The sequence below is a fragment of the Janthinobacterium sp. genome, assembly GCF_031995485.1.
Lineage (GTDB): Bacteria > Pseudomonadota > Gammaproteobacteria > Burkholderiales > Burkholderiaceae_D > Janthinobacterium.
In genome coordinates this window covers 26,071-38,205 of the sequence record NZ_DAMAGB010000033.1, presented here as the reverse complement: position 1 = coordinate 38,205, position 12,135 = coordinate 26,071, and the positions used below count along the sequence as shown (strand labels likewise).

The window sequence follows — 12,135 nt, the reverse complement described above, 5'->3', positions numbered from 1 at the left end:
GATCAGGACGGCTTGAGGGCGGCGGCCAGCTCTTCCAGCCCGAACGGCTTTTGCAGGAAACGCGCCTGCTCGCCGTTGGCCAGGCTGGCGGCCCAGCCGTGGCCGGAGGCGAAAATCACCTTCAGCTGCGGCCGCTCGGCACGCGCCAGGCGCACCAGCTCGACGCCGGACATGGCCGGCAGGCTGATATCGGTCAGCAGAATGTCGAGTCCCGGCAGCGACAGCAGCGGCAAGGCCGCCTCGGCGCTGGCCGCGCCATGCACCGTATGGCCCAGCATGTTGAGCATTTCCATGCACATCTGGCGCGCATCGTCATTGTCCTCCACCAGCAGCACGCAGCGCCCTGACGGGTCGGGCGCACCGGCAATGTTGCGGCCGGCCAGCAGGTGGCGGATGCGCCGCGCCAGATCCTCGCGCCGGTAGGGTTTGCTGAGCAGTTCCACGCCGGCGGCCAGCCGCCCTGCCTGCATGATGGCGTTATGCGTATAGCCCGAGGTAAACAATACAGCCAGCTCCGGCAGCAGTTCGCGCGCCACGCGCGCCAGCTCGGTGCTGGTTACCGGTCCCGGCATTACCACGTCCGTAAATAACAGGTCGATGCTGGCGCCGCCGCGCAGCAGCCGCAGCGCGCTGAAGCCATCGTGCGCGTGCAGCACGGTGTAGCCGAGTCCGCGCAGCATGTCGACCACCGTGTGGCGCAAGGCCTCGTCGTCTTCCACCACCAGGATGGTTTCGCTGCCGCCCAGCACCGGGCCGGTGCGCCATTGCGGCGGCTCGGCCAGCGCTTCGTGCGAGCGCGGCAGATAAATCCTGAAGGTGGTGCCGGCGCCCGGCGCACTCTGCACGCGGATATGGCCGCCGCTCTGGCGGATAAAGCCGTAGGCCATCGACAGGCCCAGGCCGGTACCCTCGCCTTCCTTCTTGGTGGTAAAGAAGGGATCGAAGATCTGCCCGATCACGACGGCATCCATGCCATGGCCCGTGTCGGTAATGGTCAGCAGCACATGCTGGCCGGCCACCGCATCGGCATGTTCGCCGGCATAGGCATCGTCGAGTGTGACGTTGCTCAACGTAAAGGTCAGCCGGCCGCCTTGCGCCATGGCGTCGCGCGCATTGATGGCCATGTTCAGCAGCACGTTTTCCATCTGGTGCGGGTCGACCAGCACATGCCACAGGCCGATGCTGACAAAGGTTTCCTCGAACACCAGTTCGCCGACGGCACGGCGTATCAGGTCTTGCATGCTGGCCAGCAAATCGCCGAGGTTGGTGACCAGTGGCGTCAGCGGCTGGCGGCGCGCAAACGCCAGCAATTGCAGCGACAGCCGGGCGCCGCGCTCGACGGCCGAGGCGGCCGAATCAAGGCGGCCGGCCACTTGCGGATTGTCGCCCGTGGTCAGTTTGAGCAGTTGCAGGTTGCCCGAAATAATCTGCAGCACATTATTGAAGTCGTGCGCCACGCCGCCCGTCAGCTTGCCGATCGATTCGAGTTTTTGCGCCTGCAGCAAGGCCTGCTCGCTGCGCAGCAGGGCCAGCCTGGCCTCCTGCTCGTCGGTCACGTCGCGTCCCACCGCATGGATCAGTTGCTGGACCGATACCGCCGTCCAGGCGATGGTGCGGTAGTCGCCATCATCGCGCCGGAAACGGTTTTGCGCGCGCAGAGTCTGGGTGCTGCCGTCGCTCAGGCGCGCCAGGTCCTGCAGGGCGGCCTCGCGGTCCTCGGGATGCATCAGGTTGATGACCTCCATCCCCAGCGAGGCGCTTTCCGGCCAGCCCAGGATGCTGGTCCAGGCAGGATTGACGGCGATGATGGTGCCGCGCACATCCACCACCAGCATGATATCCGTCGACAGGCGCCACATGCGGTCGCGCTCGGCCGTGCGCTGCATCATCTGCGTTTCCAGCGCGGCGTTGCGGTAGGCCAGTTTTTCCAGCCGGCCCCGCTCGATGACGTGCGCGATGCAGCGCGCGGCCATGTTGATCAGCTCGATATCGCCCTGGGTCGGGTGGCACGAAGCCTGGAACAATTGCCCCAGCACCGCAAGGATATGGCCTTTGGCATCAAACACGGGCGTGACCCAGCAGGCGCGGTAGCCATGCAGCATCGCCTCCTTGCGCCCGGCGCTCCAGCCCGGCTCGCGCGCAATATCGCCGCAATACACGGGTGCGCCGGAAAATGCCGCCACGCCGAACGGCGACGGTTGCGGCCCGTCGCCGTTGTGCTGCAAGGCCTGGCACAGGTCGTCCGGCAAATTGGGCGCGGACAGGCCATAAAAGCGGTCCGCTTCGTCGATCAGCACGACGCAGGCATGCATGGCGTCGGCGACCCCGCCGCTCATGTCATCCACAGCGGCCTTGCTGTCGCCATCGCCTTCCAGCGCCAGCAGCAGCTGCGCCAGGCCGTCAGCCACGCTGGCGCCCGCTGCCACGGCAGCGAGAGCGCGGTGTTCCGCGTCGAGCAAGGTGATGATATCGTGGGCGTGCACCGTATCCATAAAGCTGTACCAGAGGCGTGAATATACCACGCAGTAACGTTTCTTAGAATGCAAGGCAGAATGGCGTTTTTTATCAGCGCTTTTTTGCACACGGGACGCCGTGCTAGAGTGTTGCTTTCCTTCTATCCGAGGCGCCACGCCATGCCCCTGCACGCCCCCCTGATCGCCTCCGCCCTGCTGGCCGCTGCCCAGTCCGCCGTCGCCGCGCCGATGACGCTGGACCAGTACCTGGCGCTGAACGGCCCGCAGCCGACCGCCCAGATCGCCTACGGCCCCGCTCCGTCTCAATACGCCCAGCTGTTCCGCCCGGAAGGCAACGGCCCGTTTCCCGTGGTGGTGCTGGTGCACGGCGGCTGCTGGACGGTCCAGTTCGGCGGCATCAGGCAGATGCGCAACGTCGCCAATGCACTCAGCAGCCAGGGGATCGCCGTCTGGAATGTCGAGTACCGCCGCGTCGACGAAGAAGGCGGCGGCTACCCCGGCACCTATCAGGACATGCATGCCGCCCTCGACAGCCTGCAAAGCCATGCCAGCCAGTACCAGCTCGATACGACCCGCATCGTCGCCATGGGCCACTCGGCCGGCGGCCAGCTGGTGCAATGGATCGCCGGCAGAGGCAAACTGCCAGCGACCAGCCCCCTGTACCGCGAGAAATTCTTGGCTATCAACAATATCATCAGCCTGGGCGGCCTGGCCGACCTGCGCCACGAGGAAAAGCTGATCAAGTCCAGCTGCGACCGCGACGTCAAGCAACTGGCCGGCAGCGCCAGCAGCGAGCGCCCCGATATCTACAGCGACACCAACGCCGCCGACCTGATGCCCAACGGCACGCGCACCGTGCTGATCACGGGCGAGCTCGACACCATTTCCCCTCCCCGCGCGGCGCACGACTATGCGGCGAAAGCCGTCAGGGTCGGCGACCATGCGGAGGTGCTGATACTGCCGGGCGCCAGCCATTATGACGAGATTGCGTCGACCTCGCCGGCGTGGAAGATGATCTTGCCGGTGATACGGCAAATGCTGGGCCTGCAAGGCGACAACAAATGACTGCCTTGAAGTTCAATATTTTCGGGATATTGATCATGGTGGCTGGCTCACCCGGTGCATGGCGCGCATTCTATCCAGGCACCGATGGCAAGCGCCGGCCAGCCGACTTTATCGTGCCGGCTGACGTCGCGCAACACGAGCTGTGCGAATACCTGGCCGACCTGTTCCACGAAGAAGCCACACCGCGCAACAACACGGCAACCGAGATCAAACATGCATGAGCTGCCCACCGCCGGCACCGGCCACAACGATGCCATCCGCAAGAAAATCGATGGCGCCGTCTCGAAACGAAACCTGTCGCGCGCCGCGAACAATACCAAATGGGACGAGCTGATCCACCATTTCCGTGAACGCGAGGACTGGTGGCCGTCATACCGCTACAAGGCGGTAACAGGCTTTATCTCAGGCTGGGACGTGGAATGGCTCTACCACCTGCCGTTTCCGTTCGCCCTGGTCGAGTGGTTCGATATCGGCCTGAAGGAACCGGAGCCATCGAAAGGCATGCTGCTGCCACGCGCCTGTATCGACCATACGGAAGAAATAGCCGCCTTGGTCAGGAAGCTTGGTTTGGCATTCGAAGTGCGCGGCGATGTACTGAGGATCTGGGGTTATTTGCCCAAGACCTATGACGACTTTCCGCCGGCATAAGGCGACAACGCAAATCAAGGCAAGGAAAAGCAAGAATACAAGCGAACCCCGAATCGGCCCAAGGCCCGAGCAAAGGCTGTCCGGGCCAAGCGCGCCTGAAAAATGCCGAGAGCAAGGCGCGGCGACGCAGACAGTACGCAGGTACGGCAAGGAGCCGCAGCGCAGCCATCGGCATTTTCTCGGGCTCGCGTCTCCGGCCCGCTGTTGTTAAAGCTCTACTGTACGCGTGCCAGATAAGCTGCCAGCTGGGCGAAAGTGGCCCCAAAGCCCTGCTTCATCGACTCATGCCCTTCCTTGAAAGTTGCATGCTCAATATCCGAAGCCTCATGCGGCACCGACCGTAGCGTCATCGTCGTCTTGCCATCTTCTTCAGAAAGCGTCATCGTGTTATGCGCCTGAAGCGGCCAAGTGGCACTGACCGGATGCGGCACCACATTCCCCTCGCGATCCGCAAACGACAAGATGGAAACAATCTTCTCCGGCGCCTCGATTGCGTGATAGGTAAATTTGCCCCACATCTCATAGCCATTGTCGGCACGCATGCCGTAGTGAAAAATGCCTCCCGGCTTGAGTTCCAGCGCCAGCACGCTGAGCTCAAACCCCACCGGCCCCCACCATTGCGCCAGGCGCTCCGGCTCGACCCACGACTGGAAAACTAGTTCGCGCGGCGCGTCAAACGTGTGGGTAATGACAAAATCGCTGTTGCCCTGCTCTGCTTTAGTCATGATCCTTCCCCTCCAGTTGGCGTCATTCTCACCCCGAAGCAACTTCCGGGGTCGGACCCTGAGGCTCCGACCCCAGCCCTTCCGCCGTTGGGGGCGAAAAAAGATTCAACCTAAAATCTACCAGCATCCCCAAAATTCATAAAGCCCTACCCATCCAACATTTCCTGATGGTAAAATAATAGTTAGACACCTAACCATTAGACGACTTACCTTATGATTTCTATAGAAGAGCGCTTCTCCGCCGCGCTGCATAAAACGGCGCGCGGCTGGCGGCATGCCATCGACCGGCGGCTGAAAGACCTGGACCTGGGGCAAGCGAGCTGGATGTGCATCGCCATGATCGCCAAATCGCCCCAGCCTCCTTCGCAAAGCGAGCTGGCCCATCAGCTGGGAGTGGAAAACCCGACCATGGTGTCGATGCTGGACCGGCTCGTGAAATCGGGCTTCGTGCAGCGCCAGCCGTCCGAACTCGACCGGCGCGTGAAGCTGGTGGTGCTGACCGACGCGGGCATGCAAGTGTATGAAACGGTGCGCAAGGAAGCGGACGGCTTCCGCAAGGAGCTGCTGCAGGGTATCGCTGCGGACAAGCTGCTGGCCGCCACGGAACTGCTGGAAGCCTTGCAGGCGGCCACGGAGAAGTCCGCGTGAATGCCGTGACAGCGTCAACTCCTCTCCCCGCTTCTGAAGACCCCACGCTGAACCGGCGCATGATCACCATCTCGATCATGCTCGCCACGATTATCCAGGCGCTCGACGGCACGATTGCCAACGTGGCCCTGCCCCACATGCAGGGCAGCCTGTCCGCCTCGCAGGACCAGATCACCTGGGTCCTGACCTCGTTTATCGTGGCCGCCGCGATTGCCACGCCATTGACCGGCTGGCTGTGCGACCGCTTCGGCCAGAAGAAAACCTTCCTGGTGTCGGTCGCCGGCTTTACGATTGCTTCCGTGCTGTGCGGGCTGTCCGGCACGCTGTCCGAGATCGTTGCCGCCCGCCTGCTGCAGGGCGTATTCGGCGCGGCGCTGGTGCCGCTGTCGCAAGCCGTGCTGCTCGACATCAATCCGCGCGAAAAGCACGGCTCGGCGATGGCCATCTGGGGCATGGGCGTAATGATCGGGCCCATCCTGGGGCCGACCCTGGGCGGTTGGCTGACGGACAGCTATAGCTGGCGCTGGGTCTTCTTCATCAATATCCCGATCGGCGCGATGGCCTTCTACGGCATCTGGCGCTATATCCGCAAGGATCCGCCGAACCGCCGCATGAGCTTTGACATGTTCGGCTTCGCCACCCTGAGCCTGTCGATCGGCGCGCTGCAGATGCTGCTCGACCGGGGCGAGCAGAACGACTGGTTTTCGTCGACCGAAACCTGGATCGAGGCGATCGTGCTGGCCATGAGCCTGTGCTATTTTATCGCCCACACGGCGCTGCGGCCGGCCGGCAAGTCCTTCCTCGACTACCGGCTGCTGAAAAACTCGAACTATGTGAGCGGGCTGCTGTTCATCTTTATCGTCGGCCTGGTGCTGTTCGCTACCCGTGCGCTGACGCCGTCGATGCTGCAGGGGCTGATGAATTATCCGGCCGCGATTGCCGGACTGGTCACGGCGCCAAGCGGCCTGGGCACCATGATGGCGATGCTGGTGGTGGGCAAATTGACGGGCAAGGTCGATACGCGCGTGCTGCTGGGCGTGGGTTTTTCGATCACCGCGTTTTCGCTGTGGCAGATGGCCAACTTCACGCTGGACCTGGTGCCGAAGACGGTCGTGTGGAACGGCATTATCCAGGGCATCGGCCTCGGTCTCGTGTTCGTGCCGTTGAGCGCGGCGACGTTTGCCACCCTGTCGCCACAGATGCGTGCGGAGGGCACGGCCATCTACAGCCTGGTGCGCAATATCGGCAGCAGTATCGGCATTGCGCTGGTGCAGACGCTGCTGGTGCGAAATACCCAGATTGCCCATGCGTCGCTGACCGAGCATATCAATATCGCCAACCCGGCCCTGCACGACCCGGCAATTGCCGGCGTGTTCGACCTGTCCTCCGGTGCGGGGATGGCGGCCCTGAATGGCGAGATCAACCGGCAGGCGTCGATGATCGCCTACCTCGACGACTTCTGGATGATGATGTGGCTGACCATCCTGGTGCTGCCGCTGCTGTTGCTGATCAAGCCACCGAAGAAAAATGCGCCTGTCGTGGTCGACCACGCGGCGATGGAGTAACCCATGTCCAAGAAACCTATCATGAAGCTTTCCCTTACCGTGCTGGCGTTCAGCCTGGCCCTGGCCGGCTGCGCCAGCATACCGCCCGACACGCACGTGCTGCCGCAGCAGGACCTGGCCACGGCCCAGCTGGCATCCGATATCCACCTGGCCAGCGAAGGCTGGCCGGCCGCGCAGTGGTGGCGCCAGTTCCAGGATCCGCAGCTCGATAGCCTGATCGCCCAGGCATTGAGCGCCAGCCCCGGCCTGGACGTGGCCAACACGCGCATCGGCTCGGCCCTGGCTGCCTTCGACTACCAGCATGCGGAGCGCGACCCGCGCGTCGACCTGAACGCCGGCGTCAACCGCCAGCGCTATTCGGCCAACGGCCTGACGCCGGCGCCGATCGGCGGCAATTACTACAATGAAGCGACGGTGGGCGTGCAGGCCCATTACGACCTCGACTGGTGGGGCAGACACAAGGCGCAGATCGCGGCCGCCCTTGGCGAAGTCAACGCCCGCCGCGCCGAGTATGCAATGGCCGAGCAGATGCTGGCCTCCGAGATTGCCCGCCATTACTTCAGCATGCAAAGCAGCTGCGCCCGCATGGATAACCTGCATGCGCTGGTCACCTTGCAGCAAGCCCTGGTGGCGGACAAGGAAAAACGCATCGCCAACGGCCTGGGCGTCAACGACGACCATCTGTCCGCGCAAACGCGGCTGAGCCTGATCGAGCAGCAGATCGCGCTGCTGGAAACCCAGATCGTCACCGAACGCGAAGCCCTGCGCGCGCTGCTCGGTGCGGACAGCACCGCATTGACATCGTTGCAGCCGCGCGCGGCGCAAGCCTTGCCGCACGTGCTGCCCGGAAAACTGGGCATGGAGCTGCTGGCGCGCCGGCCCGACCTGCAGGCGGCGCGCTGGCGGGTGGAAGCTTCCTTGAACCGCATCGAAGCGTCGCAAGCCGCGTTCTATCCCGATATCGACCTGGGCGCATCAATCGGACTCGATGCGATCCGGCTGGGCAAGCTGCTGGAAGCCGGCAGCCGCACCTTGTTCGTGGGGCCGGCGCTGTCGCTGCCGCTGTTCGACAGCGGCCGGCTGCAGGCGCAGCTGAACGGCGCGCGCAGCGAGCGCAACGAGCTGATCGCCGACTACAACCAGAACGTGTTCAATGTGGTGCGCGACGTGGCGCAAGCCGGCGCCCGCGTGCAGGGCGTGGAACACCAGCTGCGCCTGCAGGGCGAAAGCCTGCGCGCCAGCGAAGCGCAGCTGCGCAATGCCAACTCGCGCATGAAACAGGGCCTGGCCGACCGCGCCTCCGTGCTCAATGCGGAGATGACCATGCGCGGCCAGGTGGACCTGGGCATGCAGCTGCAGAACCAGCGCCAGAACGCGGAAATCAACCTGAACGTGGCACTGGGCGGCGGTTATCGCGGCGCCAGCGATTTTGCTTCGAACAACACTACAAAATAACTGTCAGAGAAACCACCATGAGCGACGATACAATCAATACAACCACCGAGAACCCTGGCAAGCGCAAGACCGTGCTGATCGCCATTACCGCCGCCTTCGTGCTGGCCGGCCTGGGCTGGGCCGCCTATTACAACCTGGTGCTGTCCAAGGAAGAAGTCACCGACAACGCCTATGTGGGCGGCAACCTGGTGACCCTGTCCGCGCAGGTAACGGGCAACGTCGATGAAATTCGCGCCGATGAAACGCAGATGGTAAAAGCCGGCGCGCCGTTGATTACCCTCAACGCCATCGATGCGGACCTGGCCCTGCGCCAGGCCGAAGCGCGGCTGGGCACGGTGGTGCGCCAGGAGCGCGAGCGTTACTCCAGCGTGGCGCAGTACGACGCCGTGATCGAACAGCGCCGCCTGGCGCTTGCCACGGCGCAGGGCAATCTGTCGCGCCGCGCGCCGCTGGCTGCCGACCATACGATCTCGGGCGAAGACCTGGCCCACGCCAAACAGGCGGTGGACGATGCGAAAGCGGCGTTGACGGTGGCGCAGCGCCAGGCCGAGTCCGCCAAAGCGGGGGTGCAAGGCGTGGACCTGGCCAGCCACCCTGCCGTCCTGTCCGCCAAGGGCGACGTGGTGCAGGCCTGGCTGGCCGTGCGCCGCAACGCCGTGATCGCGCCCGTGTCCGGCTATGTGGCCAAGCGCAGCGTGCAGCTGGGCAGCCATGTGACGCCAGGAACGCCCTTGATGTCGATCGTGCCGCTGGACCAGCTGTGGGTCGACGCCAACTTCAAGGAATCGGAGTTGCGCAATATCCGCATCGGCCAGGCCGCCACCATCAAGACAGACCTGTACGGCAGCAAGGTGGTGTACCACGGCAAGGTGCTGGGCATGTCGGCCGGCACCGGCAGCGCGTTTTCGCTGCTGCCGGCGCAGAACGCCACCGGCAACTGGATCAAGGTGGTGCAGCGCGTGCCGGTGCGCATTACGCTCGATCCGAAAGAGCTGGCCGCGCATCCGTTGAGGATCGGCCTGTCGACCACGGTGACGGTCGATACCAGCCATGCGGAAGGCGCCACGCTGGACCAGCCGATGGTGGCGTCGGCGTTGTACGCGACCAGGGCTTTGAGCCAGCCGGTGGGGGATGCGGAAAAGATTGCCGATACCATTATTGCGCAGAATCTGGCGCATTGATGTGGGGCTGCTGTGTCGGCGCTGGCATGTCGGCGCTGGTAATGTCGGATTACACGCCTGCGCGCTAATCCGACCTACGATCTGCCAAGGTCACCGGGTAGGTCGGATTAGCGCTTCGCGCGCAATCCGACAACATTGTTGGGCCCAACAGCATTACCTGGTCTTGCCGGCCGCTACCTGCTCCAGGATATGCCTGGGCACGGCCGCATAATGCTTGAACTCCATCGTATACGTGGCGCGACCCTGCGTCAGCGAACGCAAGGTGGTGGAGTAGCCGAACATCTCGGCCAGCGGCACCAGCGCGCGCACGATGCGGCCCGTGCCGCCAGGGATATCGTCGACGCCCTGCACCATGCCGCGCCGGGCCGTCAGGTCGCCCATCACATTGCCCATGAAGTCTTCCGGCGTTTCCGCCTCGACCTGCATCATCGGTTCGAGCAACACGGGCGCGGCCTTGCGCATGCCTTCCTTGAAGGCGATCGAGCCGGCCATGCGGAACGCATTCTCGTTCGAATCGACGTCGTGGTACGAGCCGAACGTCAAGGTGGCTTTCACGTCCACCACCGGATAGCCGGCCAGCACGCCTGACTTCAATGTTTCGAGTATGCCCTTGTCGACGGCCGGTATGAATTCGCGCGGCACCACGCCGCCCTTGATGGCGTCGACAAACTGGTAGCCGGCGCCCGGAGCCAAAGGTTCGAGTTTCAATACCACATGGCCGTACTGGCCGCGGCCGCCCGACTGCTTGACGAACTTGCCTTCGATATCTTCCACCGCGCGCGTGATGGTTTCACGGTACGCCACCTGCGGCTTGCCGACATTGGCTTCCACGCCGAATTCGCGCCGCATGCGGTCGACCAGGATTTCCAGGTGCAGCTCGCCCATGCCCGACATGATGGTCTGGCCCGATTCCTCGTCCGTATGCACGCGGAACGACGGGTCTTCCTGCGCCAGCCGGTTCAGGGCAATACCCATCTTTTCCTGGTCGGGTTTGGTTTTCGGTTCCACCGCCTGCGAAATGACGGGTTCCGGGAAGATCATTTTTTCCAGCACGATGATATGGTCGAGCGCGCACAGAGTGTCGCCGGTGGTCACCGCCTTCAATCCCACGGCGGCGGCAATATCGCCCGCATACACTTCCTTGATTTCCTTGCGTTCGTTCGCATGCATCTGCAGGATGCGGCCCAGCCGCTCGCGCGCGCTCCTGGTCGGGTTGTACACCATGTCGCCGGAGTTGACGACACCAGAATACACGCGGAAAAACGTCAGCTGGCCCACGAATGGGTCGGTCATGATCTTGAACGCCAGCGACGCGAAATGCTCGTCGTCGGCCGGATGGCGCTCGACTTCCCGGTCATGCTCGTCATGGCCCATGATGGGCGGCACTTCAACGGGCGACGGCAGGTATTCGATCACGGCGTCGAGCATCGCCTGCACACCCTTGTTTTTAAAAGCGCTGCCGCACAGCATGGGCACGATTTCGTTGCGGATGGTGCGCGCGCGCAAGGCCGATTTGAGTTCCGCTTCGGAGAATGTGCCACCGTCGAGGTAGCGCTCGGTCAACTCGGGCGTGGCCTCGGCCGCCTGTTCGACCAGCTTGTCGTGCCATTCCTGTGCCTGGGCCTGCAGTTCGGCCGGAATATCGCCATAGGTAAATTGCACGCCCTGGCTGGCGTCGTCCCAGGTAATCGCGCGCATCTTGACCAGGTCGATCACGCCCGTGAAATGTTCTTCGGAACCGATCGGCAGCTGGATCGGCACGGCCACCCCTTTCAGGCGGTCGCGGATCTGCTGGCGCACGCGCAGGAAATCGGCACCGACGCGGTCCATCTTGTTGATGAAGGCTATGCGCGGCACATGATATTTGTTGGCCTGGCGCCAGACGGTTTCCGATTGCGGCTGCACCCCGCCCACGGCGTCGTAGACCATCACGGCGCCGTCGAGCACGCGCATCGAGCGTTCCACTTCGATCGTGAAGTCGACGTGCCCGGGCGTGTCGATGATATTGATGCGGTGTTCGGGAAAGTTGCCGGCCATGCCTTTCCAGAAGGCGGTAGTGGCGGCCGAGGTGATCGTGATGCCGCGCTCCTGTTCCTGCTCCATCCAGTCCATGGTGGCCGCGCCATTGTGCACTTCGCCGATCTTGTGATTGACGCCCGTATAAAACAGAATGCGCTCGGTGGTGGTGGTCTTGCCGGCATCGATATGGGCGCTGATGCCGATATTGCGGTAGCGCTCGATGGGGGTTCTGCGGGTCATCACAATCTCCTTGCCTGGCGTGGCGCATGCACGGACAGATGAAAAATGCGGGTTATCCAGTGTAGCAGACATCGATTTGCGCGGCACGCGGCACGCCATGTTTACCAAGCGCACA

10 protein-coding genes are annotated in these 12,135 nt (G+C 63.4%); 7 read left to right on the top strand and 3 right to left on the bottom strand.

Features of this window, described 5'->3' with window-relative positions; genetic code table 11:
- Positions 1-2: 2 nt before the first annotated feature.
- Positions 3-2,492, bottom strand: a complete 2,490-nt coding sequence (locus tag RTQ46_RS17775) for a response regulator (protein WP_312438651.1) — start codon at positions 2,490-2,492, stop codon at positions 3-5.
- Between the two features lie 141 nt (positions 2,493-2,633).
- On the opposite strand from RTQ46_RS17775, the gene RTQ46_RS17770 reads away from it, so the two are divergent.
- Genes RTQ46_RS17770 through RTQ46_RS17760 form a run of 3 tightly spaced genes read left to right on the top strand, consistent with a single transcriptional unit; the run spans position 2,634 to position 4,187 of the window.
- Complete coding sequence (locus RTQ46_RS17770; protein ID WP_312438650.1) at positions 2,634-3,539, top strand: alpha/beta hydrolase; 906 nt, start codon at positions 2,634-2,636, stop codon at positions 3,537-3,539.
- Entirely contained in the window at positions 3,536-3,760 is a 225-nt protein-coding gene (locus RTQ46_RS17765; RefSeq protein WP_312438648.1) for a hypothetical protein, read from the top strand. Before RTQ46_RS17770 ends, RTQ46_RS17765 begins: the two co-directional genes overlap by 4 nt.
- Positions 3,753-4,187, top strand: a complete 435-nt coding sequence (locus tag RTQ46_RS17760) for a DUF6678 family protein (RefSeq protein WP_312438647.1) — start codon at positions 3,753-3,755, stop codon at positions 4,185-4,187. Before RTQ46_RS17765 ends, RTQ46_RS17760 begins: the two co-directional genes overlap by 8 nt.
- A 215-nt stretch (positions 4,188-4,402) precedes the next feature.
- Here RTQ46_RS17760 and RTQ46_RS17755 read toward each other — a convergent pair whose 3' ends face one another.
- Positions 4,403-4,912, bottom strand: coding sequence for an SRPBCC domain-containing protein (locus RTQ46_RS17755; protein ID WP_312438645.1), 510 nt, complete (start codon positions 4,910-4,912; stop codon positions 4,403-4,405).
- A 213-nt stretch (positions 4,913-5,125) separates the two neighbouring features.
- Between RTQ46_RS17755 and RTQ46_RS17750 the strand changes: the two genes are divergently transcribed.
- Genes RTQ46_RS17750 through RTQ46_RS17735 form a run of 4 tightly spaced genes read left to right on the top strand, consistent with a single transcriptional unit; the run spans position 5,126 to position 9,761 of the window.
- Entirely contained in the window at positions 5,126-5,560 is a 435-nt protein-coding gene (locus tag RTQ46_RS17750; RefSeq protein ID WP_312438644.1) for a MarR family transcriptional regulator, read from the top strand.
- Between the two features lie 59 nt (positions 5,561-5,619).
- Entirely contained in the window at positions 5,620-7,125 is a 1,506-nt protein-coding gene (locus tag RTQ46_RS17745; protein ID WP_312438642.1) for a DHA2 family efflux MFS transporter permease subunit, read from the top strand.
- A 21-nt stretch (positions 7,126-7,146) separates the two neighbouring features.
- Entirely contained in the window at positions 7,147-8,580 is a 1,434-nt protein-coding gene (locus RTQ46_RS17740) for an efflux transporter outer membrane subunit (protein WP_312438640.1), read from the top strand.
- A 17-nt stretch (positions 8,581-8,597) separates the two neighbouring features.
- Positions 8,598-9,761 carry an HlyD family efflux transporter periplasmic adaptor subunit gene (locus RTQ46_RS17735; protein ID WP_312438637.1) on the top strand — a complete coding sequence of 388 codons (1,164 nt, stop codon included), beginning with the start codon at positions 8,598-8,600 and terminating at the stop codon, positions 9,759-9,761.
- 153 nt (positions 9,762-9,914) lie between these two features.
- On the opposite strand, the gene fusA is transcribed toward RTQ46_RS17735, so the two are convergent.
- The gene (gene fusA, locus RTQ46_RS17730; protein WP_312438635.1) at positions 9,915-12,020 is read right to left on the bottom strand and encodes an elongation factor G; all 2,106 of its coding nucleotides are present in this window, start codon (positions 12,018-12,020) and stop codon (positions 9,915-9,917) included.
- Positions 12,021-12,135: the final 115 nt, after the last annotated feature.

Excerpts from the sequence above, each read along its gene's own strand:
- RTQ46_RS17775 (WP_312438651.1), bottom strand. The coding sequence starts at position 2,492 with ATGGATACGGTGCACGCCCACGATATCATCACCTTGCTCGACGCGGAA.
- RTQ46_RS17770 (WP_312438650.1), top strand. The coding sequence starts at position 2,634 with ATGCCCCTGCACGCCCCCCTGATCGCCTCCGCCCTGCTGGCCGCTGCC.
- RTQ46_RS17765 (WP_312438648.1), top strand. The coding sequence starts at position 3,536 with ATGACTGCCTTGAAGTTCAATATTTTCGGGATATTGATCATGGTGGCT.
- RTQ46_RS17760 (WP_312438647.1), top strand. The coding sequence starts at position 3,753 with ATGCATGAGCTGCCCACCGCCGGCACCGGCCACAACGATGCCATCCGC.
- RTQ46_RS17755 (WP_312438645.1), bottom strand. The coding sequence starts at position 4,912 with ATGACTAAAGCAGAGCAGGGCAACAGCGATTTTGTCATTACCCACACG.
- RTQ46_RS17750 (WP_312438644.1), top strand. The coding sequence starts at position 5,126 with ATGATTTCTATAGAAGAGCGCTTCTCCGCCGCGCTGCATAAAACGGCG.
- RTQ46_RS17745 (WP_312438642.1), top strand. The coding sequence starts at position 5,620 with ATGATCACCATCTCGATCATGCTCGCCACGATTATCCAGGCGCTCGAC.
- RTQ46_RS17740 (WP_312438640.1), top strand. The coding sequence starts at position 7,147 with ATGAAGCTTTCCCTTACCGTGCTGGCGTTCAGCCTGGCCCTGGCCGGC.
- RTQ46_RS17735 (WP_312438637.1), top strand. The coding sequence starts at position 8,598 with ATGAGCGACGATACAATCAATACAACCACCGAGAACCCTGGCAAGCGC.
- fusA (WP_312438635.1), bottom strand. The coding sequence starts at position 12,020 with ATGACCCGCAGAACCCCCATCGAGCGCTACCGCAATATCGGCATCAGC.